The organism is Nitrospira sp. Ecomares 2.1, from assembly GCF_965152585.1.
The window spans coordinates 2,236,567-2,260,386 of the sequence record NZ_OZ224219.1 but is presented as its reverse complement, the minus strand read 5'-3'; the positions used below and the strand labels follow the sequence as shown (position 1 = coordinate 2,260,386).

At 47.5% G+C, this 23,820-nt stretch carries 20 protein-coding genes; 3 read left to right on the top strand and 17 right to left on the bottom strand.

Annotated elements, in window-relative coordinates:
* Positions 1 to 17: 17 nt before the first annotated feature.
* Positions 18 to 2,120: an elongation factor G gene (gene fusA / locus ACWHYD_RS09805; protein WP_447965712.1), complete on the bottom strand. Its 2,103-nt coding sequence runs from the start codon at positions 2,118 to 2,120 to the stop codon at positions 18 to 20.
* 459 nt (positions 2,121 to 2,579) lie between these two features.
* Between fusA and ACWHYD_RS09800 the strand changes: the two genes are divergently transcribed.
* A complete protein-coding gene (locus tag ACWHYD_RS09800; protein ID WP_447965711.1) occupies positions 2,580 to 4,850 on the top strand; it encodes a methyltransferase domain-containing protein in 2,271 nt (756 codons plus the stop codon).
* Positions 4,851 to 5,094: 244 nt separating this feature from the next.
* Positions 5,095 to 7,266, top strand: a complete 2,172-nt coding sequence (locus ACWHYD_RS09795) for an ATP-binding protein (RefSeq protein ID WP_447965710.1) — start codon at positions 5,095 to 5,097, stop codon at positions 7,264 to 7,266.
* Positions 7,267 to 7,424: 158 nt separating this feature from the next.
* Here the strand turns inward: ACWHYD_RS09795 and ACWHYD_RS09790 are convergent, their stop codons facing one another.
* The 16 genes from ACWHYD_RS09790 to ACWHYD_RS09715 form a co-directional block, all read right to left on the bottom strand.
* A complete protein-coding gene (locus ACWHYD_RS09790; protein ID WP_447965709.1) occupies positions 7,425 to 8,450 on the bottom strand; it encodes a methyltransferase in 1,026 nt (341 codons plus the stop codon).
* Positions 8,451 to 8,502: 52 nt separating this feature from the next.
* On the bottom strand, positions 8,503 to 8,946 hold the full coding sequence (locus ACWHYD_RS09785; RefSeq protein WP_447965708.1) for a hypothetical protein: 444 nt from the start codon (positions 8,944 to 8,946) through the stop codon (positions 8,503 to 8,505).
* Positions 8,939 to 9,742 (bottom strand): tetratricopeptide repeat protein, encoded by an 804-nt coding sequence (locus tag ACWHYD_RS09780; RefSeq protein WP_447965707.1) that lies wholly within the window; start codon positions 9,740 to 9,742, stop codon positions 8,939 to 8,941. The genes ACWHYD_RS09785 and ACWHYD_RS09780 overlap by 8 nt, the downstream gene beginning before the upstream one ends.
* Positions 9,743 to 9,804: 62 nt before the next feature.
* Positions 9,805 to 10,404, bottom strand: coding sequence for a hypothetical protein (locus ACWHYD_RS09775; protein ID WP_447965706.1), 600 nt, complete (start codon positions 10,402 to 10,404; stop codon positions 9,805 to 9,807).
* Between the two features lie 281 nt (positions 10,405 to 10,685).
* Entirely contained in the window at positions 10,686 to 11,240 is a 555-nt protein-coding gene (locus tag ACWHYD_RS09770; RefSeq protein WP_447965705.1) for a peroxiredoxin family protein, read from the bottom strand.
* A gap of 112 nt (positions 11,241 to 11,352) precedes the next feature.
* Positions 11,353 to 12,804: an amidophosphoribosyltransferase gene (gene purF / locus ACWHYD_RS09765; protein WP_447965704.1), complete on the bottom strand. Its 1,452-nt coding sequence runs from the start codon at positions 12,802 to 12,804 to the stop codon at positions 11,353 to 11,355.
* 79 nt (positions 12,805 to 12,883) lie between these two features.
* Positions 12,884 to 15,157 (bottom strand): phosphoribosylformylglycinamidine synthase subunit PurL, encoded by a 2,274-nt coding sequence (gene purL / locus ACWHYD_RS09760; protein WP_447965703.1) that lies wholly within the window; start codon positions 15,155 to 15,157, stop codon positions 12,884 to 12,886.
* A gap of 209 nt (positions 15,158 to 15,366) precedes the next feature.
* Positions 15,367 to 15,597, bottom strand: a complete 231-nt coding sequence (locus tag ACWHYD_RS09755) for a DUF433 domain-containing protein (RefSeq protein ID WP_447965702.1) — start codon at positions 15,595 to 15,597, stop codon at positions 15,367 to 15,369.
* A gap of 49 nt (positions 15,598 to 15,646) precedes the next feature.
* The gene (purQ, locus tag ACWHYD_RS09750) at positions 15,647 to 16,360 is read right to left on the bottom strand and encodes a phosphoribosylformylglycinamidine synthase subunit PurQ (RefSeq protein ID WP_447965701.1); all 714 of its coding nucleotides are present in this window, start codon (positions 16,358 to 16,360) and stop codon (positions 15,647 to 15,649) included.
* A gap of 95 nt (positions 16,361 to 16,455) precedes the next feature.
* A complete protein-coding gene (gene purS / locus ACWHYD_RS09745; RefSeq protein ID WP_447965700.1) occupies positions 16,456 to 16,701 on the bottom strand; it encodes a phosphoribosylformylglycinamidine synthase subunit PurS in 246 nt (81 codons plus the stop codon).
* Positions 16,702 to 16,816: 115 nt separating this feature from the next.
* Positions 16,817 to 17,521, bottom strand: a complete 705-nt coding sequence (purC, locus tag ACWHYD_RS09740; RefSeq protein WP_447965699.1) for a phosphoribosylaminoimidazolesuccinocarboxamide synthase — start codon at positions 17,519 to 17,521, stop codon at positions 16,817 to 16,819.
* A complete protein-coding gene (gene purB / locus ACWHYD_RS09735; protein ID WP_447965698.1) occupies positions 17,518 to 18,888 on the bottom strand; it encodes an adenylosuccinate lyase in 1,371 nt (456 codons plus the stop codon). The genes purC and purB overlap by 4 nt, the downstream gene beginning before the upstream one ends.
* A 12-nt stretch (positions 18,889 to 18,900) precedes the next feature.
* Positions 18,901 to 19,428 carry a transcription antitermination factor NusB gene (gene nusB / locus ACWHYD_RS09730; protein WP_447965697.1) on the bottom strand — a complete coding sequence of 176 codons (528 nt, stop codon included), beginning with the start codon at positions 19,426 to 19,428 and terminating at the stop codon, positions 18,901 to 18,903.
* The gene (ribH, locus tag ACWHYD_RS09725; RefSeq protein ID WP_447965853.1) at positions 19,425 to 19,934 is read right to left on the bottom strand and encodes a 6,7-dimethyl-8-ribityllumazine synthase; all 510 of its coding nucleotides are present in this window, start codon (positions 19,932 to 19,934) and stop codon (positions 19,425 to 19,427) included. The genes nusB and ribH overlap by 4 nt, the downstream gene beginning before the upstream one ends.
* 102 nt (positions 19,935 to 20,036) lie before the next feature.
* Positions 20,037 to 21,266, bottom strand: coding sequence for a bifunctional 3,4-dihydroxy-2-butanone-4-phosphate synthase/GTP cyclohydrolase II (locus tag ACWHYD_RS09720; protein WP_447965696.1), 1,230 nt, complete (start codon positions 21,264 to 21,266; stop codon positions 20,037 to 20,039).
* 41 nt (positions 21,267 to 21,307) lie between these two features.
* Positions 21,308 to 22,531, bottom strand: a complete 1,224-nt coding sequence (locus tag ACWHYD_RS09715; RefSeq protein ID WP_447965695.1) for an MFS transporter — start codon at positions 22,529 to 22,531, stop codon at positions 21,308 to 21,310.
* Between the two features lie 239 nt (positions 22,532 to 22,770).
* On the opposite strand from ACWHYD_RS09715, the gene ACWHYD_RS09710 reads away from it, so the two are divergent.
* A complete protein-coding gene (locus tag ACWHYD_RS09710) occupies positions 22,771 to 23,811 on the top strand; it encodes an RNA polymerase factor sigma-32 (RefSeq protein ID WP_447965694.1) in 1,041 nt (346 codons plus the stop codon).
* Positions 23,812 to 23,820: the final 9 nt, after the last annotated feature.

The window sequence follows — 23,820 nt, the reverse complement described above, 5'->3', positions numbered from 1 at the left end:
TGTTTATCATCAAGGAATTAGTGTGAGGAAACGGCTTCTTTTTCTTTTTTATGTTCTTCCACTATTCGATTTAGGCAATCCTTCGGAACTTCCTCGTAACCCGAAAATTCCATCACATAAGTGCCCTTTCCGGAAGTCATCGACGTTAAGGATGGAGCATATTTCAGCATTTCCGCCAGAGGCACAAAGGCCTTCACGATTTGATTATGTCCTTTCGTCGCCATTCCCTGTATGCGTCCCCGCCGTGAGTTAAGATCTCCAATCACGGTTCCCACCAAATCATCCGGAACTAGGACTTCTACCGACATGATTGGTTCAAGAAGGGTGCTTTGAGCAGAATCCAGGGCATGCTTGAGGGCCATTGATCCTGCCACTTTAAAGGCCATCTCGGAAGAATCGACGGGATGATGAGATCCGTCATAGACAGCCACACGGATATCCACGATGGGAAACCCGGCAACAATACCATGCTGCAGTGCTTCGATCACGCCCTTTTCCACTGCAGGGATAAAATTTCGTGGAATGACACCACCAACAATGTTGTTGTGAAATTCAAATCCGGTCCCACGCGGAAGAGGTTCAATTTGTAGCCAACAATCTCCATATTGTCCATGCCCACCGGTTTGCTTTTTATATTTCCCTTGCGCCTGAGCCATCCGATGGATCGTCTCCTTATAGGGAACTTTCGGCATATGCAAATCCACTTCCACTCCATACTTGCGCCTCAGCTTATCTAAAGTGGCCTCAATGTGACCCTGCCCTACCCCACTCAACAACATTTCTTTTGTTTCTTCATTCCTTAGAAACTCAAGTGACGGATCTTCTTCGACTAACTTATGAAGACCTAAACTGACCTTGTCAATTTCATTCTTGCTTTTCACTTCTAAGGCATAAGACATGACCGGGCGTGATATTTTCAGGCATGGGAATATGATGGAATGTCGTTCATCACAAATGGTGTCACCGGTTTGAGTGTCCTTTAATTTACCGATTGCCACAATATCTCCCGCAGAAACTTGATGAACCTGGTGATGTTTCTTGCCAATGGAAAAGAAGAGATGCCCACCCTTCTCCCTGGTCTGCCGGGAGGCATTATAAAACCCTGAATCTGCCTGTAAGGTTCCGGACAGCACTCGCACAAATGAAAGACGGCCCATAAAAGGATCGATAGTGGTTTTGAAAACGAAGGCTGAAAACGGATCATTTGGATCAGATTTTCGTTGACCTTCATCATGTGTCTGGGGTTGCTGCCCGACGTGTGGATGGAGACTGGAACGGTCGGAAGGGGATGGGAGAAACCGTTGTACTGCAGCCAGCAAGGATGTTGTTCCAATATTGTGAATAGCCGATCCGCACAACACGGGAACAAGCTTCCGTTCCAATGTGCCGATCGTCAGACCATCACGCAAATCTTCGTCTAAGATTTCACCCTGGGAGAGATATTTCTCCACCAATTGATCATTCGTTTCTGCCACCTGTTCCATGGCACGGCGCCGGAATTCATTCGCAATGGGTTGATGTTCTGCAACAATCTCGGTTTGCTGGATTTTTGTCGTGCCGGAAAGCGGAGTGATGACATTCCTCGAAATGAGATCAATCACCCCGGTCGGCATGGCCCCCTCTCCAACCGGGATCGTGATTGGGACTCCGGTGAATCCCAATGTTTTCTCACACTCCGCCAAAATCGAGCGATAGTCCGCTCCCTCTTTATCCAGCTCATTAATAAACAGGAGACAGGGAGTTTCGTGTTCCTGAATGAGATCCCAGACTCGTTCGATTTCGGACCGAAGTCCGGTACTGGCTCCTACAACAAGCACCGCACCATCCACCGCCCTGAGGGCGGATTGAATCTCAAAGGCATAATCGCTCATTCCCGGTGTATCAATAATATTGATTTTTGTCCCCTGCCACTCGAACTGACAGATAGCCGAACTGATGGAATGGTGTCTGTGGACTTCCTCGGGTTCAAAATCACCAATGGTGTTTCCCTGGGAAATGGTCCCCATGGCTGGGATGAATCCAGTGGAAAAGGCCAGTGCTTCACAGAGGGTGGTCTTTCCTACCCCAGGGTAGGAAGTAATGACCACGTTGCGGATGGATGGGGCGGATTCGTGTGGCATGCGAACCTCCTCTCAATTTTCTTGAATTCTAGGTAGGAGAGGAAAGAGTGTCAATGGAAAAAGCGAAGTGGGCTGTCAGGAGATCAACGCTCTTTTTATTTTATCGTCAGTGGATCGACAGATAAAAGCCAAGAAAATATGCGCCGTGGCTCTAAAAAAAACCATTCAGGCAAAATTTTCCTAGTAAAGTCCAAGGTTTTCTCGTAAAAATGGTTCTTCGTCTTTTGTCAGAAAATTCTGGCATTCAGGTTGCTCTAGTGTCATATCTAAGAGAGTTGAATTGATACCAACTCCATGGTGGACCATCCACCCGTATCAATGACCGAAACGATGTAAGTCGTTCCATCTCTCACCCCTCTTCTATCACAGGCTGATGCCGACGTGAGGATCTTTTGAGATCCAAGGAAAGCTTTGCGTCGAAATCTAGGTATTAACACTTAAATTCAAGGGAGGGATCGCATGAGCACATTGACACCAGAGTTGGCGGGTATGACTTCAAAGAATCCATTTGCTGGGTTACAGCAGCTCAGTGAGGAAGTATTTCCTGCTGACTTTTCTGGAGTTCGTAGGCATTCACCACTTCCCTTCTCTTTGCGTTGCCTTGGAGGGACTTGGGAGGGGTATTTAATTGAATGGGACGAGCACAATGTACGATTGCATTTGACCGGGTTTCCTCCAATTGAGCTATCGCAGATCATTGAGTGGGAATATCGTAGTTCGGGTCAGGACCATTCCCTGACCACGATCCAGGGCATGATCAAAGATATCCATGTGGAAACAGGTCACACCGCCTGGGAAGGGACAACAAATATTTTTTTACATTGTTCAACTTCGACGGGTATCAGATTCCTGCCCAATCAAGGAGAGGGACTCGTGGCGTATGGGCACGTTACGCCAGAAAGCTCGGATTCAGTTCCTGGTTTTGATCCTCGTGAACAGGAAAAAGAGTTCAAGGCCGAGTCCATTCATCCCCCAAAAAAGGGCGTGCGCAGTAATCGTCTCACCATTGAAAAAAGCAATGGGCAGAGGATTCGTGCCTTCCATGACCGACCAATTGAAGGAAATCCAACAGAAGGACCTGTGGTCGTTATTGCCCCTGGATACGGGGAAACGAAGCGGGATTATCTGACCTTGGCATATTACTTTGCCAGCAATGGATTTCATGTCGTACGCTATGACCATACCAATCATATCGGCGAAAGTGATGGGCTGCACCATCAAATATGTCTTTCATCAATGAAGGATGATTTTCAAACCGTGATCCGTTACGTCAGGACAAATTGGCCGGCCTCAGCAATAATCGGTGTGGCCTCAAGTTTAGCGTCACGAGTCGCCCTCAAAGCCGAGGTTGAATGTCCATCAGTATCCCTTTTGATCATGCTCATGGGCATTGTCAATGTGGAACGCTCCGCTGCCACGGTTCATCAGGAAGATCTCTTCGCCGGCTATGGTAAGGGACAGTGCCCTGAGTCAGCGAATTTTTTGGGTTTTAATGTGGGAAATCATTTTTTGGGGGATGCTATTGCGAACCAATTTGTCACGCTTGAACACACCCTGACTGATGCGGCATCGGTAACCTCTCCCGTTATACTGGTTTCGGCCGAAAAAGATGCCTGGGTGGCCTCCGATGATCTACAGGCGTTTCGAAACGCATTGGGTCGACGTCTTGAAGAATGGATTGTGGTGCCTAATTCATTGCATCGTCTACAAGAAAACCCCAAAATAGCACGTGAAACTTATCGACAACTCATCGCACAGTGCCAAAACCATATCGCACAGACCCCTTCTTCGGAGACGATCCACAATCCCAATCGACTAGACTTGGGACGTCAAAATCGACGAGAAAAAATTGCGCAACAACAACAGGCAGAGACCGACGTCGGGGCAGGCTTTTGGCAGGATTACTTGGGCCATTTTCAGTCGGTTGCCAAATGCCGGGATTATGTGAAACTCCTCGACCATGCGTTTCATGCCTTGGGCCCCATTACTCCTGGCCAAAGAATTCTGGATGCCGGGTGTGGAAATGGCAATGCGGGGTTGTATTTTGTGAATGGGCTAGCCTCCACCATTTCTCCTGGAATCTCGTGCCTGGAGGAGTCCATTCAGTATGTGGGAATTGATGTCGTTCCTGACGCATTGAAGCGCGCCCATGAAGCGATGGTCGCAGCCACCACCGAATGGCAACATACCAAGATCTCTTCAACACCTTCTGTCACAAAATCATGGGCACAAGTCGATTTAGGTCAGCCGCTCCCCTTTCCCGACAACCAATTTGACCGAATTGTCTCTAATTTAGTGATTGGATATGTTCAGGATCCAGGTGCGGCTTTGCGGGAACTATATCGAATCCTGGCTCCAGGCGGACGAATGGTCATATCCAATTTAAAACCGAATGGGGATTTTTCCGGGATTTACCAGAGCCTGGTCAGCAATGCGGCCCTCCCACAGCAAAGGGAGGAAGCACGGGATCTCTTGAATAATTACGGAAAAATCAGACAGGCCGAAAAGGAAGGGCAATTTTGTTTTTTTGATCGAACACAATGGGAATGGATCATCAATACTTTGGGCGGTGCAAATGCGGGGATTTTTTCAACGTTTGCAGGACAAGCCTATCTCATCGTATTAGAGAAACCAATCGTCTGCGCGCATGCGCAAAGACCAATGATCCTGAATAAAAAACAATCCCCAAGACTAACACCCCTGCCGGGAGCCTTGAAACAAGTGGCATAAGGCTTCCCCGTTCTGCAAATATATTTCAGGAGTACCACATCGCCGCAGGCGACGCATCAATGACATTGATCACGCATGAAGGGGAAAGGACCGTGCCATTCACGGAGGCACAAGAGGAGATGCCCTCCGGCATCAAATTGCCAACCCTTTTGACTTCTGGATGCGTTTATTGTCCAATAGCCTTTCTAAATGATGTACATAGCCAATGATCTAGTTTAATCAACTATCTTTCATTGTTTTTGACGTGAATTTTTACGCCTTCAGCGGACTCCTGAATGGTCTCGCCGCCACGGCCTCCGGCCTTATTGTTTACGCTAAAAACCCTCGAAGTCCCAAACATCAAGCCTATGCCCTGTATTGTTTAGCTGCCGCCATTTGGGGATATGGTTTTTGCGCCTGGCAGCTTGGGTCCTCCCACGATCTCGCTCTTTTCTTTGTTCGCTTGCTGATGGTCGGAGCAATCTTTCTTCCCGCCGCCTATCTGTGGCACGTCCTAACCTTATTAGATGATGTGGAATCGAACAGATGGATTATCCGTCTTGGATGGGGAACCAGTTTCATTTATTTCTTCGCAAATTTCACCTCCTATTTTGTGGCCGATGTTCATCCTGTTGGTGATTTTCTCTTTTGGCCGAAGCCCGGGCCTTTTTTTCATTTCTATCTACTGGGGTTTGGCCTATCAACTATTTATGGAACATGGTTGCTCTACCATGGAGCACGGAGCAGAACTGGTCCTGAACGTTCGCGGTTTTACCTTCTCACCATCGGATCAGTCATTGCGTATGCAGGGGGAGTGACGACTTTTCCTCTTTGGTATGGGATTGAGATCCCTCCGAACGGGACAATTCTTCTGACTGTCTATACGTCGGTCGTAGCCTATACACTCCTGCGATACCGGCTCATGGATCTCGGAACGGCTGTTGAACGAGGCATTACGGGAAGCCTTCTGTTAGCCCTCGTAGCCTTCCCTGCTTATCCGATCCTCCTTCTTGGGCAAAGTCTGTACTTTGGGGAAATCAATATCGCCTATTCTTTTGTGGAATTGAGCGTATTGCTTATCTTGGTGCTTGGAGCGTCTTCTTTGAAACGGGAAGCCAAAACATTAATCACGAAATCATTGTTCAAAGAACGATATGACCGACATGAAACGGTCGTTCATTTTTCTAAATCACTCGTCTCCATTCTGGAATTAAAAGATTTGACGGCAACCATCGTGGAATCCATTTGTCCCACATTAGGATTGGAATGGGGAGTCTTATATCTACGAAGTTCCAGCAGTCAGGATTATCGACCGGTATCCAGCTTTGGGAAATCCACCAATGATCTTCCTGTCCTCTATTTGCAAAAAACTCCTACTTTGTTAGAAATGTGGAGACAAGGCACGTCTTGTTTTGTCATCAATGAATTGGAACTCTCTACCATCAACTCTGACTCTGAAGCCGTCATCGCGCAACTCGCGGACATTGGAACAGAAGTTTGTTTGCCCTTGGTTAACAAAACACGCCTTTTAGGGTTTTGTGTGTTTGGGCCCAATACGAAAAGTGGCGGCGGGTATACGACCCAGGATTTGGATTTATTGACGACCCTATCACAGGAAGCTTCCGTGGCATTAGACAATGCCTTGCTGTATGAAGAGCTTAAGCGATCACAGTCGTTAGTTCGTCGGACTGATCGGCTTCGTTCTCTGGAGACCATGGCGGGCGGATTAGCTCACGAAATTAGAAATCCACTGACGTCGATCAAAGCGTTTGTGGATCTGGCACCTGAACGAAAGGATGATGAGCAGTTTCTCGTACGATTCAGCAAGGTAGTCAAAGAAGATGTGTTCCGAATTGAACGGCTCACGCGGGAGATCTTGGATTATGCCAAACCGATGGAACCGTTTCTCAAGGAAGAAGACCTTAATGATATTGTAGAATCCTGTTTGTATACCCTCAGGATTCGTCCTTCTCACGAGTTGATTGTTGTCGAAACAGATTTAGCCCATGGGTTGCCAAAGGTATTTGCCGACCGGCAACAATTAAAGCAGGTGTTTCTTAACCTATTGTTTAATGCCGTGGAAGCCATGCTTCCAGAGGGTGGCGTGTTGACAGTTCGAACTCGAATAATTGGCTCAGGTCTGGCTCAGAATTGGGTGCAGGTGGACATTCAAGATACCGGAAGAGGGATTAATCCGGAAGACATCGAGCATATTTTTGATCCTTTTTTTACAACAAAACACTTGAGTCAGGAACATGAGGGAACAGGCTTGGGTTTGGCCATTGCACATCAAATTATTCAAGAACATCGTGGAAGTATTGAGGTACAAAGTGTGAGAGGAGGGGGAGCCACTTTTCTTGTGAACCTCCCAAGCTCACCAGCACCGACATCAGTTTCTCCAACGCAGAGTGTGTTGCCCAATCCGGAACACCGATAACATGGATTGAAACACCGGATGAAGGATCCGATCAATGTATGCAGTCATAGGGTGGAGGGTTGACTTGTATAGCCACGCGAGGAACGGAATCTCTCCACAAGGCATACTCAGCAAGCTATATGACCGTTGAGTACGGAGTAAGGAACAATAAATTCACGTTAACCAGTGCGCGGAAGTCGCCCTTCAATCAATTGCCCATCCCAATCTCCGGTTCCCTCTTTCAGATGGAGAACCCGAGAACGAGTGAGTCCGGCTCGTTGAAGCCACTCTCGAACATCTCGGACGGAATAGGTATTGCCCTGCTCAGTATAAAGTAACATGGAGACGGCAAAGAGATTTGCTTCAAGAGGCCGAAGTTCTTTTTGGTCCTCCAAAAATGTGTCTTGGATGAGAAGCCGTCCGCCAGGGTTGAGAATTCGTTTGATTTTTTTGAAAATTTTCAGGTTGTCTGCCGGAGAATAGATATGAAGAACATTGGAATACCAGACAACATCATAGGTGCCGGAAATCCGTGCAGTTAAAAAATCACCAGCTTGACAGGTCAAACGATTTCCCAAGGAGGACTGTTCCGCCAGCATACGTGCCACATCCAGAGCAGCAGGCCGATCCATCACTGTGGCGTGAAGGATTGGATTCAGCGCTAAAAACGCCATAGCATAAGTCCCGGGCCCGCCGCCTAAGTCGAGAAGGGAACGAGCCGCTTTTAGAGAAATCTGTTGTGCGACCTCTCTGGCCGGTTGGAGGGAGCGATGATGCATGGCCCAGGAAAACGACCGTCGATATTCCGTGGTTTCCGGTTCCTTGCTGTCCCATGGCTGACCGACACGTATGACTTCTGTCAGATGGGACCATTCGCTCCATTGACGCTGCATAAGTCCCAGATAGTCTCCCCGAAAGTCCGGACTGGATTCTTGGAGATAGCGTTTGGAAAATGGGGTAAGATGGTATCCCGATTGAGACTTGACTAATAACCCTGCACTGGAAAGATTCCGGCATAAGATTCCCAGGCCACGTTGGCTCGCACCTAGATGCTTGGCTAACTTGGAAATCGTCCAATCCCGATTTTCCATCTTGGTAAATAGATTGAGCTCTAGTGCGGAAAAAATAATCCGTGGCAATCGAAAGGCATAGGCGACGTCTCGGAATTGTTTGAATGATGTGATAAACGTTGGGGGCTGTTTCACGATGATCAGACTGGTGTGGGTAAGTCGCTTGACCTTGGAGGCGGATGGGTCGTTAGTGTGAAGCCGGAAACAGGGTCAGACAGGTCTTAATTTGCTGATGAAGATCGATCAGTTTCCCTAAATCGACCGGGCGTTCATAATGTGCGGCCACATGCGACTCATTCATCTCAATTCGTTCCTTGAAACCTTGGCGCAGGAGTTTTGGACGGTGCTTGGAAACCGTTTGTTGCAAATAAAATTTAGCTTGTTTCGCAAGTTCGTCCGTTCCTAAATCTTCGGGCGTTCCATCCGAAAGCATGCTTTTCATATCATCCAGATCGTACCCGGCCATGCACACAAGTTTGCCGTCAGCAGTGATTTCAAGCAACCAGTCCTCATCTGGTAGGGGGAGGGTTAGGGCATCCGTCGAGTGGATATCTAACCACCCGTGAATTTCCTTCACAAGATAGGTCCTGGCCTCTGGCCATAGGGTTGAAGGGTTGGAAGTCTCACTCATAAGTGTGTCCGGTTTTGGCGCTCAGACGAGATTCTAAGGCTTGTAATCGCTGGGTATTTTCGGTGAGTTTTGGTAATTGATATTTTTGGTCTATACGAACGACTTTTTGTAAGTATTGCACGGCTTGGTTCCATTGGCCTTGGGCCTCATGGCAACTGGCAAGAACATACCAGGCACCGCCCATACGGAGTTCATCCTTCAGCCGCCTGGCGACATCCAGACTGGTCAAGGTGCAGGATTGCGCTTCCTCAAATCGTCGTTGACTCAAATATAACCGCGCCATCATACGAAAGACATCGGATTGCCCGGCCTCATTTCCGACCCGACGCATCAGGATTAATGATTCTTGATAGTAGGCGAGCGCTTCTTCTTCCTTGCCGGTTTCCCTCGCAACTAATCCCAAATCAGAAAGTAAAACTGCCTTTCCGGCATAGTCGGACAACTGATTCATTAAATCCAAGGCCTCTAAATAATAGGCCTGGGCTCGTTCCCATTCTCCAGCATCGGCCGAAAGATTCCCCAAATTGGCTAAAGTCGTACTAATTCCCCGATCATCACCAAGAATTTTTTGAAGTTCTAACACCTCACTATAATACGCTCTGGCTTGTTCCCGGCGACCACTCACTGCGCAAATATTACCAAGATTGCCCAGTGTGGTGGCCAAAGATCGTTGGTCTCCATTTTGACGATCAACCTCCAGGGCCTGCGCATAATATTGAAAAGCTTCGGTATAGAAGCCTTTCGAAAAGTGCTGATTGCCTAAAGAATTGAGATTGGCGGATTGAGACCAGGCCATACATAGTCACTCGGCGTCACAGGACAGAAAAAATCTTCATGCCATTTATAATATTGATTGATTCAATTGTCTACCAAGAGGTCTTCAAGTGCGGGCTTTGCCCCAGTGAGAATGGAAGTGCCATCTCCAACAAGGAGACTGTCAAACGTATATTTTAATAACCTACGAAGACCTTCACGGGCTAGGAGGATGTTCTCATATTTCTCTGGAGGTAATAGCCGTAGTGCACCTGCTGGATCCCCAATGATTCCATCTCCAACAATAAGCACACCCTTGCCTTGCTGCAAGAATAAGGCGCTTTCCCCTGGAGATTTTTGATCGGAAAGTTGAACAACCCAAATTCCCCCTGGAAGCAATTCACCGTCTTTGAAGGTTTTATCAATGGGCAGCGTCATTTCTTTGGCATCCAATTCCGGAGCCATCACCTGACATTTAAAGGTTTTCCTGAAGTTGGCCGCTTCCCGTTCATGATCCCGATTAGTCAATATAATATAATCCGGAGACCCTCCCCGCTGCGTCATGGCCATATCACCCGCGCTCATGGATGGGGGGTCGACTAGTATCCGATGTTCCCCCACGGCTAATAAATGTCCGTTAAAATTAATCTGTTTTTCTTCACAGAACCAGGACCATTCAGAAATATTGGGTAGAATGGTTTTCATAAGGTTTCCAGGGTTTCTTGAAGAAGAGTTGTTATTTTGGTTTGAACGCCAGATTCTTCTGGAAGGTCCAACATATCATCCTCATGGATTGTAATAAATTTACGATTGGGGCCCTTCGTAAGGGAAATGAGTAAAAGACTGCGCGAAGGAGTGGTCGGGATGACTACTTCCACAGAGGAATCCAGAGTATTCACTATCTCAAGAAATTTTTGTTTTCCGTCTTCTAATTCGTCCATAGTGCCCTAACATCGGTTCAAGAATGCGTAAAAAGAGTCCTCAACCTACATGGTCGAGGGAGTAGACGGTGACTCCAATAATTTCTCCACTTCCTGCAGAATTGCTTCATGTCCGGCTAATGTACCGTCGGTAAAGAAATTCCCTACGCGCTGCCAACGGATGAGGCCATGTTGATCAATAACATACACGTTGGGAATAAATTTTCCCCCGCCATAAAGTTTGTCTGTTTTTTTCTCGGGGTCTAGGAGATAGGGATACGTCACCTTCACCGGGAATCCTTGTAAGAATTCCCTGACATCGGCCATGGAGTCTCCAGAGGAATTGACTCCGATTACCGCTACAGGCTTGTCTTTTATGGTCTCATGGACCCTCTGCAAATTGGTGCTTTGGATTAAACACGGCTCGCAAATATGAAAGAGTCCTAGAACCACGACCTTCCCCTTAAACTGGTCAAGAGATAGAGTTTGTCCATCCAGACCCGTCAGTGAGAAATTTGGAGCGGACTCACCGACTTTAAAAAAACTTCCCGCGTGTGAGATGAAACTGGTACCCAGTATTAATATGGCTACAATCAGTACCTGATGAATATTTTTTTTCATAGGTTCCTCCTGTTCATGGTGCCTCATAAGGCATATAACGAGAGATTCAATCTTCCCATCCCTGAAAGCCTACCACATGAATTTTTGGGGCGGCAACAAAACAGAAAGACATTTAGGAGTGAGAGAGTTGATCTGGTTCGAATAAGCCGAGTTGAAGTTGTTCGGCTTTTGTCAACATGATGGGATAATTATCCGTAAAACAGGCATTGCAATAATGATTAGAAAAGCCGGGAGCCATTGCTAACATGCCTTCTAGACTAAGGTAGCCTAAGCTATCAGCCGTGACATAACGACGAATTTCCTCAATATTGAGATTTGCTCCGATGAGTTCCTTTTGTGTCGGCGTATCAATGCCATAAAAACATGGGGCAATGACTGGGGGTGAACTGATGCGCAGGTGAATTTCTCGAGCACCAGCCTGCCGAAGCATTTTGACAATTTTTCGGCTGGTGGTGCCTCGAACTAGGGAGTCATCCACGACGACTATCCGTTTTCCTTCTAAGACATCGGGAACGGGATTTAATTTTAGCCTTACCCCAAAATGACGAATGGCTTGTTCCGGCTCAATGAAGGTCCGTCCCACGTAGTGATTCCTGGTCAGTCCGATCTCAAACGGTAACCCCATCCCTTCGGCATAGCCCAAGGCCGCCGGAACACCGGAATCGGGAACCGGAATAACCATGTCTGCGTCCGCTGGACATTCCTTGGCCAATTGACGTCCAAAGGCTTTGCGAACGGGGTACACGGCATGAGGGCCGAAAATTTTTGAATCGGGTCTGGCAAAATAGACGTATTCAAATACACATTGGGCATGCGGTCGTTCCAGAAACGGATGATATGAGGTCATTTCTGAATCGTGAATGACGACGATTTCTCCTGGTTCAACTTCACGAACGAATTTGGCATCAATCAGATCGAATGCGCAGGTCTCGGAGGCCACAACCCAACTGCCCTTATAACGTCCTAAACAGAGCGGGCGAAAACCAAACGGATCGCGGGCTGCAATTAAATGATTATCAGTCAATAGCACCAAAGAAAAGGCTCCTCGGACTAGGCTTAGTGCGTCAATCACCCGATTGACGATGGTATCCCCTTTTGAGTGGGCGATTAAATGAATGATGACCTCGCTATCGGAATCCGATTGAAAAATAGCGCCATAGGCCTCGAGTTCACCACGAAGCACACCCGCGTTAATTAAATTCCCATTGTGGGCTAACGCCAAATTTCCAAATGCAAAATTAACGGTTAAGGGTTGAACATTTTGCAACTGTCCACTCCCAGCCGTGGAATATCGATTGTGGCCGATCGCTTTGGTGCCTGAAAGTTCGCGTAATGTTTTCTTTGAATAAATATCGGCAACGAGGCCTAGGCCTTTTTTTTGAAAGAATTGCTCTCCATCCGAAGACACAATTCCGGAGCCTTCCTGCCCTCGGTGTTGTAAGGCATAGAGGCCAAGGTAGGTCAGATTGGCGGCTTCCTTCGACCCCGCAATCCCGAAGACAGCACATTCTTCATGAAACCCGTCTGAAGATGGCATGTCCGACACCATGGGCAACTTTCTCATGAGATCCTCACATAGAACAGATCTACCTGATCAACAAGAAGGGCCGAAAATGTCCAATACATCCAGGGCCAAACTATTATCACGATTCTTCTGTTCCTAATTGGCGTGCGAGACTGTGGTGCCATGCACTTCCCATTTCGGAAAGGGACAGGCTTATTTGAGACACGGGCTGGTCATTGCCTCCACGGACAGTGATGTCCATATTTTCCTGAGTGACCTGTCCCAATTCTATGCTCGGGACTCCGAAGCCTTCAACCAATTCTCTTACTCGCTTAATATTCTCGGGTTTTATGGAAATGACAACCCGTGAAGGACTTTCTCCAAAAAGCAGGGCGTCTAGACGCAGGCGATCTTGAATCAGTATAACAGTTGCCCCGAATGGGGCGGAAGGATGAGTCAGACAGCACTCGGCTAAGGTCACGAGTAATCCACCTTCCGAGCAATCGTGCGCTGATTGCACCAGCCCATCCTGTATCAATGAAAGAAGGCAGGAGTGGAGGGCCTTTTCCCGGTCCATATCCAACCAGGGGGGGTTGCCTTGTTCACGGGAATGGATAACCTTGAGGTATTCCGTCCCGCCCAAGTCCTCCTTTGTCTCTCCCAGCAGGAGAATCTGATCGCCTGATTGCTTGAACCATTGAGTGATAATGTTTTCCGGGCGCTCAATGAGTCCGACCATTCCTACAATCGGGGTGGGATAGATAGAGAGTCCATTCGTTTCGTTATAAAAACTGACGTTCCCGCTCACAACAGGAATTTCGAATGTTCGACAGGCGTCGGCGATCCCTTCGACGGCCATGATAAATTGCCACATGATGTCAGGACGCTCAGGGTTGCCGAAATTCAGACAGTCGGTGACCCCGATCGGTTGGGCGCCCGCACAGACCAAGTTCCGCGCGGCTTCAGCAACCGCTAATCCTCCCCCCAAATAGGGATTCAGCAGACAAAAGCGACTATTGCCGTCCGTCGTCATGGCCAGGGCTTTGGAGGTTCCTTTTATGCGAACTACGGCGGAATCGGATCCCGGGCACACCACGGTATTGGTTCCTACCATATGATCATATTGCCGAAACACCCAACGTTTGCTGGCGATGGTTGGTGAAGCTAAGAGTTTCAGTAATACCTCAGCAGGGTCTTTAACGTCAGGAAGAGCGTCAATATTTAAGGACTGCAAAAATTCCTGATACTGAGGTGGCGAGGCAGGACGTTCATAGCGTGGACCTTCCTCTGCGAGGGCATGAGCGGGTATTTCAGCCACAATCTTATGGCCTTCTCTGATTCGAAGGAATCCATCATCCGTCACACGTCCGACCACTGCGGCATCAATGCCCCATTTCCGGCAGATGGCAAGAACTGCCTCTTCCTTGCCAGGTTGAGCCACCAGCAACATCCTCTCCTGAGATTCCGATAACAGAATCTCATAGGGAGTCATGTGCGGTTCACGGCGAGGGACTTTAACTAAGTCCATGTCAATACCGGTTCCGGCGCGGGAGGCCATTTCGCAGGACGAACTGGTGAGCCCAGCAGCCCCCATGTCTTGAATCCCGACCAACAAGTCCTGTTCCAAAAATTCAAGGCACGCTTCAAGTAATAGTTTTTCTAGAAATGGATCTCCAACTTGTACATTGGGACGTTTTTTTTCTGAGGCATCATCAAAACTATCAGAGGCCATGGTGGCGCCATGAATCCCGTCCCGTCCTGTTTTGGCACCAATGTAAAGCACTTGATTTCCGGCACCTTTGGCTAAGCCCCGCAGGAGACGATCTTTTTTTACGATGCCCAGACAAAAGACATTCACCAGTGGATTTTTTGAATAAATATCGTTAAATGTAATTTCCCCACCTACCGTGGGCACCCCCATGCAGTTCCCATAGGAAGAAATCCCGGAAACGACTCCTTTGAGGATATGCCGGTTCTTTGGCAGGTCCAATTCACCGAATCGCAGGGAATTCAATAACGCAATCGGGCGTGCTCCCATGGTAAAGATATCGCGTAGAATCCCCCCGACACCGGTGGCCGCCCCTTGAAACGGTTCAATATATGACGGATGATTGTGCGATTCCATCTTGAAGACTGCCGCAAGTCCCTCTCCAATATCCACGGCGCCAGCGTTTTCCCCAGGCCCTTGAACCACACGCTCCCCCTCGGTCGGAAATCGTTTCAAATGAATGCGTGAACTCTTATAACTGCAGTGTTCACTCCACATTACAGAAAAAATGCCCAACTCAGTGAGATTCGGCTCACGACCCAGGTGCTTGAGGATTTGCTGATACTCATCCTCGGACAGACCATGCTGTTCAATAATTTTTGAGGTAAGAGAGATGTGCGGCGAGGCCTTTGAGTCCTGTGTCATAACAAGTCAATTATCCTGAGGTTTGATTTTCTCAATAGGTAAACAGCGGAGGAGAAAGGTCAAAAACCAAATATGATACTAAAAGTTTAGAAACAAACCGATGAGGTTCATTTCCTCAACGTTTTCAGATATGTAAATGGGAAAGCTAGGAAAGCCGTTATTTTGATGAAAGGTAATTTAGCATAAATACAATCATACTGTCCTGTGGGTTAATGCCCTGAAGGAAGGCGAAGGGGTAAATGGTCCGTCACATACGAAGCATATCGCAATGCCGTGAGGATCTGTTCATATGTCAGATTCAACGCTTCTTGAACATCATCGAATGATTTTCCAATGCCAAGGGTTCCGACAATGGTGGCCACGTCAACGACGGTGCCTGCCACACATGGTTTCCCGTGGCAAATGTCTGAGGTCATCGTAATTCCGGGAAAAACTTCCATGGTGGTCTCAACAGGCAAGGAATGCACTGACTGATTAGTGTCATGTAGGTTATACAGTTTGGGGTGTTTTGTGTTTATCCAATGCTGAAATCATTGATCGAAAAATATACAACCCATCCTCATTATTGAGAAGGTGTTCTGCGCCTCGCTCTGGATGAGGCATCAGACCCAGAACGTTCCCGGCCGCATTACGAATTCCCGCAATGCTATCCAGCGATCCATTGGGATTGGCTTGGGATGTGACTTTGCCTTCACGATCACAATATCGAAAAACGATTTGCGCATTGGCCTGCAAGGCGGACAACGTCACAGGGTTCGAATAATAATTTCCTTCAGCATGGGCAATCGGCAACTTCAGGATCTGTCCGGGTTCACAGTGATTGGTAAATGGAGTATTCGCGTTTTCTACCCGTATATAGCGGTCTTCACAAATAAAAGAAAGATCCCGGTTACGCAACATGGCACCGGGTAATATTCCAAGCTCTAAAAGCATTTGAAATCCATTGCATATGCCCAAGACCATTCCTCCCCGCCCAGCAAAATCAACAACCGCGTCCATGATGGGAGAAAATCGGGCTATGGCACCTGTGCGCAGATAGTCCCCATAAGAAAAGCCTCCTGGCAGGATAATGGCATCCATGCCTTTGAGGGATCGCTCTTGATGCCAAATAAAATGGGCAGTTTGTTTCATGATCTTCGAAAGGACATATCCACAATCACGATCACAATTGGAGCCGGGAAATACAATGATACCGATGTTCATATTGAACTCCCCCTTGTGTCATTACTACTGAGACGAGGGAGCTCAGCCGGGAAAAAATCGAATTTAATCAAGAGAGACAACCGGGAGACCATCAGTTACGCCTCAATGATCTCGTATTGATATTCTTCAATGACGGTATTGGCAAGGAGTTTTTCGCACATCTCTTTTATACTATTTCCTGCAGATGTCCTGTCTGTATCGCAAAGATCCACCTCGATGAATTTCCCTATGCGGACCTCTCCAACCGTGTCAAAACCAAGAGTTTGAAGCGATTGTTGAATGGCTCGACCTTGAGGATCCAGGATTCCGTTTTTGAGCGTAATGTAAATTTTGGCTTTCATGATTTCACAGAAGACCCGCCACGCATTAGGTGAATAAAGGCTTGACGTCACAGCCAGGGTTGTTGCCAAGGTGGCTTTTGCCAAAGAACGAGCGCATTACTCGAAATAATGCCAATTATCCGCAAACTCGTTTGAGAACTTCTTGATAGGTTTCCTCAATCCGTCCCAGATCTTTTCGGAAACGATCCTTATCCATGCGTTCCCCGGTTTGAATATCCCAAAAACGGCACGTGTCCGGGGAAATTTCATCTGCCAAAATAATCTGACCGTTCCACAATCCGAATTCTAACTTAAAATCCACCAGCATCATGCCCCTTTTCTGAAAAAAAGGTTTTAACACTTCGTTGATCTTGAGTGCCTGCTGTCGGAGTTCTTCAACTTGCGGGGGTGTGGCCAATTTAAGCAGGCGAATATGGTCCTCGGAAATCAAAGGGTCGCCCAGCGAATCGTCTTTATAGAAGAATTCGACTAATGGGGGATCAATGATCAAACCTTCTTCTAACCCCAGGCGTTTGACAATGCTGCCGGTGGCTCGATTACGCACCACAACTTCAACTGGAATAATTTTCACTCGTCGCGTTAACATTTCCCGATCATTGAGTTGCTCAATAAAATGGCTGGGAGTACCCGCTTCAGCAAGGTATTGAAAAAGCGTGGCGGAGATTTTATTGTTCACCACCCCTTTTTCCAGAATCGTCCCCCGTTTTTGCGCGTTGAAGGCGGTCGCATCATCCTTGAAGTAGTGAATGACTTCGTCTAATTTTTCGGTCAGGAAAATTTTTTTGGCTTTTCCTTCGTAAAACATATCTCCCTTAGTCATTCTGTCTTCCTCTTTTTGGAGGGTTTTCTTGGATGAGTGGCTCGGGGTGGCGTTGATCGCTGGCTTTGGGGATTCATTCCAAACACCCGTCTAAAAATCTGCTGCTGGTTTCGCAAATAGGCTCTGGGATTGAAGCAGGTTGCAATCTCTTTTGCACTCAAGTGTTTGGCAATAAAGGGATCCCCCTCTATAAGAGATTGGAAACTTCCTGCCCCTTTCCAGGCAGCCATTGCCTGTTGCTGCACATGCTCATAGGCGTTTTTTCTGATTGCACCTTTATCTAACAACGCCAGTAACACTCGTTGCGAATAGATCAGTCCACCGGTTTGATTCAGAGTGGCCATCATCCGTTCAGGATAAACCACCAGTTTGGATAACATGTTCGTTAACCGGACCAGCATGTAATTGATCAAAATCGTGCTATCCGGAAGAATAATCCGCTCAGCAGATGAATGGCTGATGTCCCGTTCATGCCACAAGGCAACATTTTCCATGGCAGCCAGACTGTTACTTCGCACTACTCTGGCAAGACCACATAAATTTTCCGAGCTGATCGGGTTCCGTTTATGGGGCATGGCGGAAGAGCCTTTTTGGCCTGGCTCAAAGTATTCTTCAGCTTCCAGAACTTCGGTTCTTTGCAAATGACGAATTTCAATGGCAATTTTTTCAATACTCGCTGCCATCAGTGCCAAGACCGAAAGAAAGGCCGCGTGCCGGTCCCGCTGAAGCACCTGATTTGAAATAGGCGCCGGGTTCAACCCTAACCGTTGACAAACGGTTTTTTCGATTGAGGGAGAAAGATGGGCAAATGTGCCCATGGCCCCGGAAAGCTTGCCGACAGCAATGTCCACGAACGCCGCCTCTAAGCGGATTTGCTGCCGTTGAAACTCCTGATACCAAATGGCGACCTTCCATGCAAAGGAAATAGGCTCTCCATGGATCCCATGGGAACGCCCCACCATCAGCGTATCCTGATGCGCAAAAGCTAAATCCCGCAAGGCACCAAGCAAGGCTTTGACATCCTCACGAATCAATTGGGCAGCTTCCACTAATTGCAACGAAAGAGACGTATCGACGATATCCGAAGAGGTGAGCCCAACATGCAAAAACCGTCCGTCATTCCCTGCCTGCTCCGCCACGGATTCCAGGAAGGCAATAACATCATGTTTTGTGACTTGTTCGATAGCCGCGATTCGTAAAGGATTGACCTTGACCTTTTTTCGAATGCGGGCTGCCACGCCAGGAGGAATCTGTCTCATTTTTTCCATGGCCTCACACACGGCAAGTTCGACCTCCAACCACAACTCATATTTGTGGGTCTGGGTCCAAACGGCCCCCATACGGGGTAACGTGTAGCGGTCAATCATGGGAAAGGACAGTTAGGAGGTAGGTGATGGATCAGAGAATTCCGGCGCTGGGGTTTTCTGTTGAATTTGGCCTCGCTTGATGGCAAGCTTTGGTTCAGCACGGAGAACATGGTCTAAAAGACCATTGACGAATCGCCTGGCCTCATCATCCGCAAAAAGTTTAGCCAATTCAACCGCTTCATTGATGGTCACCATGGCCGGAATATCAGGCTCCCATAACAATTCGTAAATGGAACATCTCAAAATATTCCGATCCACAACCGGCATACGTTGCAAGGACCAATCGATGGCAAAATCACGAATAATTTCATCAATTTCAGATTGATTCGTAATGACCCCACGAAAGAGATTCGAGGTAAATGTTTGGACTTCCGGTGATGCTGATTGACTTGCCCAAAACTTTTCTTGCCATGATGGGTTTTGATCTTGAAATTCGTATTGGAAAAGCATTTGCAATGCAAGCTGACGGGCCAAACGCCTGGATGGCCGACCCTGAGCCTGATTAGCTGGTGGTGTACCTGATGGGACCGTCATAGTCATGATGTTGTGGATTCTCTTAAAAAGCCAGACTGGCGGATGCTGGTCTTACTCAACTGCTTCATTAAAACGGCCATTTCCAAAGCCGTGCGGGCGGCATCCGCCCCTTTATTCCGTTCAGGTTGACCGGAACGTTCCATTGCCTGATCAACGGTATCAGTAGTCAGTACTCCGAAAATAATAGGAATTCCAGTATCCAGGGATGCTTGGCCGATCCCGCGACTTGTCTCTGCACAAATATATTCGAAGTGTGGCGTTTCCCCGCGAATCACTGCCCCTAAACAGATAACAACATCAAATCGATGAGATTGGGCCAGTGTTTTTGCAATTAATGGAATCTCAAATGCCCCAGGAACTCGAATGACCTGCCTGTGGTCTGGTGGGGTTCCTAACTGGGTTAAGGTGGATTCAGCTGCAGCCAATAAGCGGCTGGTCACGACCTCGTTAAACGTACTAACCACGATCGCTACCTGACAATCTACCTCATTTCCACGACGCTCCTGATTCACCATGCTAGTTAAGTGTTTCCTTAAGACTCAATCCCTGATTATTAAAAGTGAGAGAGGGGCGATCAGTGTGTACCACTTGCCAGTGGGAACCGCAAGTCCCCATTACACATTATTCAAGAGGTGACCTAATTTGGCTTTTTTCGTGCGTAAGTAATGGACATTTGACTCCTGGGGCACAATCTCAATGGACACGCGTTCCACGACTTCCAAGCCATAACCCTCGATCCCCACAATTTTCCTTGGATTATTGGTGATGAGTCTGATTTTTTTGAGACCTAAATTTACTAAAATTTGGGCGCCAATTCCATAATCCCGCAAATCAGCTTTAAACCCCAGTTGCAAATTGGCTTCCACTGTATCACTTCCCTGGTCCTGAAGGTGGTAAGCCCGAATTTTATTGGTGAGTCCGATTCCCCGCCCCTCCTGATTTAAGTACAGCAAAACCCCTTTGCCTTCCCGTTCAATTATTTCCATTGCCCTATGGAGTTGTTCACGGCAATCACATCGCAAAGATCCAAAAACATCGGCTGTCAGGCAGCCCGAATGGACTCGCACTAAGGTTGGAAGGTTATCGATCTCCCCTTTTACGAGGGCGATGTGAGTTCCGGTATCAAGTTCGTTTTCAAAAACCACCGACTGAAAATGACCAAAGCGTGTAGGGAGATTTGCTGTGGCGACCTGTTTTACAAACGTCTCCCGATGTAACCGATATTGGATCAAATCTTTCACTGTGATGATTTTAAGGCCATGGTGCTTTGCAAATTTCATTAAATGAGGAACCCGAGCCATCGTGCCGTCATCATTCATAATTTCACAGATAACTGCTGCGGGATACAGTCCAGCCAGACGGGCAAGATCAACAGACCCTTCGGTTTGTCCGGCTCGGCGTAATACTCCGCCTTTATGAGCTTTCAATGGAAAAATGTGCCCAGGCCTTGCAAAGTCGCTTGGCTTGGCTTTTGGGTCAACGGCCAACTGAATGGTGGTGGCTCGATCAGCGGCCGAGATTCCGGTGGTAATATTTTTGGCGGCATCAATCGATACGGTAAAAGCCGTGCCGAAAGGTGCGGTATTTTCATTCGCCTGGGGGGGAAGCTTCAACTCCTCAACTCGCTCTGGGGTGAGAGCCAGACAAATTAACCCACGGCCGTATTTTGCCATAAAATTAATATGTTCAGGCGTGACTTTTTCAGCAGCCATAACCAGGTCGCCCTCATTTTCCCGATCCTCATCGTCAACAAGGATGATGCATTTACCAGCTTGGATATCCTCTAAGGTTTCAGCAATGGTGTGAAATTCAGGCTTGTCCATTGAGGCTGTTTCTTTTTTCATGGGTGACTCACTTGACGGTCAAACGTTTCAACTTCAGCTTGTTAACTGTCTGGAACGAATTTTGGCTTGCCTAACCAGATCGAACGTTGGCCTATCATAACACTAATGCCTGCTAATCCTGAAACAAGGGCCAGGGCGAAAAATCCAGAAGAGAAGGTTCCGGTAATTTCATTTAACCATCCAAACCCAGATGGTAAGAGGAATCCTCCAAGACCTCCTGCCGCACCAATAAAGCCGGAAGCCGTCCCCATTATGGATTCAAATCTATTGAAAACCACCTGAAAAATGGCTCCATTGCCAAATCCTAAACAAAACATCATTAGGAGAATAATGATATAGGTCAAGACAAAATGATCAAGATTCCCGGAGACAAGGCATAGGGCGGTTATTATAAGAAAAATCCCTTGCAATAAGGTTAACCCCCCGAACCGATCAGCAAGCAATCCTCCCAGAGGGCGGGCACCGCTTCCCGTTAAAGCGCAAAAGGCGGTCAATGTTCCAGCTTGTACCATATCCATCTGAAATTGATCATGAAAAAAAATTGGGAGATAACTCGAAAGCCCTACAAACCCTCCGAACGTCACCCCATATAAAAAACACAACCAGTACATGACCGGATCCTGAAGTCCTTTTCGCAATAGTACACGGATGCTGTCTATTGTCGAGGAGTCGGTTTCATTCGTTACCGGAGCCGATTGAACCAACCAGAAAAAGATGAAAGCTGTCCCCATAACAGGTAGGAGCATAATGCCGAAAACCTGATGCCAACCAAGTGTTTCAGCAAGGCGCGGGGCCATAAACGCAGCTAATAGCACGCCGCTATTTCCAATACCTGCGACTCCCATGGCCAACCCTTGATGCGCTGAGGGATAGGCTTGGCTGGCCAGAGGCAGGGCAATCGCAAAACTGGCTCCGGCAAATCCTAAAAAAAGGCCAATTCCCAGCATAGACTCGAAGCTGGTTCCTCCCAGCCACCCCAGCAACAACCCGATGCCTTCCAAGCCCAGAATGCCCAATCCCACGACTTTGGCCCCTAACCGGTCTCCTAGCGGTCCGACAATAATTCGAAGCAATGCCCCCCCTAGCAATGGGGTCCCGACTAATAAGCCTTTTTGAGAGGACGAGAGAGCAAATTCCTCAGATATGGCGATGCCCATGGCCCCAATAAGGAGCCACACCATAAAACTTATTTCGAAGTGGAGCCACGCACCAAGGAGAGTTGGCCAATGCCCGGAACGGAGTGAATGGAAAACGTCTTTCACCATGATTCTGTCAAGAGCATGGAAAGTCCTTTCTTTTTTCATTTTTCAAGCCTGCAGTCATGACCCAACTATAAAAAGTTTCACCAGACATTGCCAATATTTTTCTGAAATGAAACTACTGAAAGCCTGGTTATTACCTTGAAATTAGAAAATTTCGCGAATGTGTTTGGTGATCCAAGAAAAATTCATTACAATAACAATAGAATGTAGCGACCCTGCCTTCTTGATCAGTAAGCCAAAGCATGAAACAGAAATTATCAAAAAAACAGTCTTCCGATGTGATCGACGTTGCAGAGAAAGACTCTTCATCTAAGCTGGCGAACGAAGAGGTTCATGAAGAAATACTCCTCGATGGAGCCGGGGAACCGGAGAACCAACCGGAAAGTGAGGAGGCACCTGAGAATAAGGAGACCTGGGATTCGGTCTCAACCGCACTTATTCCGACGACCACGCTCAGTCGTTATTTAGCCGAAGTCCGCAGGTATCCATTCCTTTCGAAAGAGGAAGAGCTTCAACTCTTTCATGAATATCAAACAGCAGGGACACGAGAATCTGCAGTGAAATTAATTTTAGCTAACCTGCGTGTGTGTGTGTCCATTGCCTCAGAATATGGTCTTGCCGGAATTGATCAAATGGACCTTATCCAGGAAGGGAATGTCGGGCTTTTGCAGGCCATGAAGAAATTCGATCCTACAAAAAATGTTCGCTTTTATGCCTATGCCGCCTGGTGGGTTCGAGCCTTTGTACTGCGATATCTCCTCAATAATTTTCGTCTTGTCAAAATAGGCACGACCCAGGAACAACGACGCCTTTTCTATAATCTTCGTCGTGAAAAGGCCAAATTGGAGCGACAAGGCTATGTCCCCGACCCTAAATTACTGGCTGACCGCCTTAATGTGCGTGAACGAGATGTTGTGGAAATGGATCAACGCCTGGGAAGTTGGGAACTTTCCTTGGATCAGCCAATGACTGCTGAGGGGGAAGGCACGTTTCATGACCTCCTTCCCTCTACTCAACCTCCCATTGACGATCAGTTGGGTGACTCGCAGCTGCGACTCCTCTTCCGAAAAAAATTGGCAGAATTTGCAAAAACCCTTTCGGAGCGAGAGGAGGACATACTTCGCAACCGACTCCTTTCGGAATCCCCTGTGACCTTAGAGGACCTGGGAAGAAAATATATGATTACCAAAGAGCGGACCCGTCAACTTGAGGCCAAGATAATTAAGAAGTTGCGAGAACTTATGAAAAAAGACATTCAGGATTTTGAACATCTCCGGAAATAGGGTTTTAAG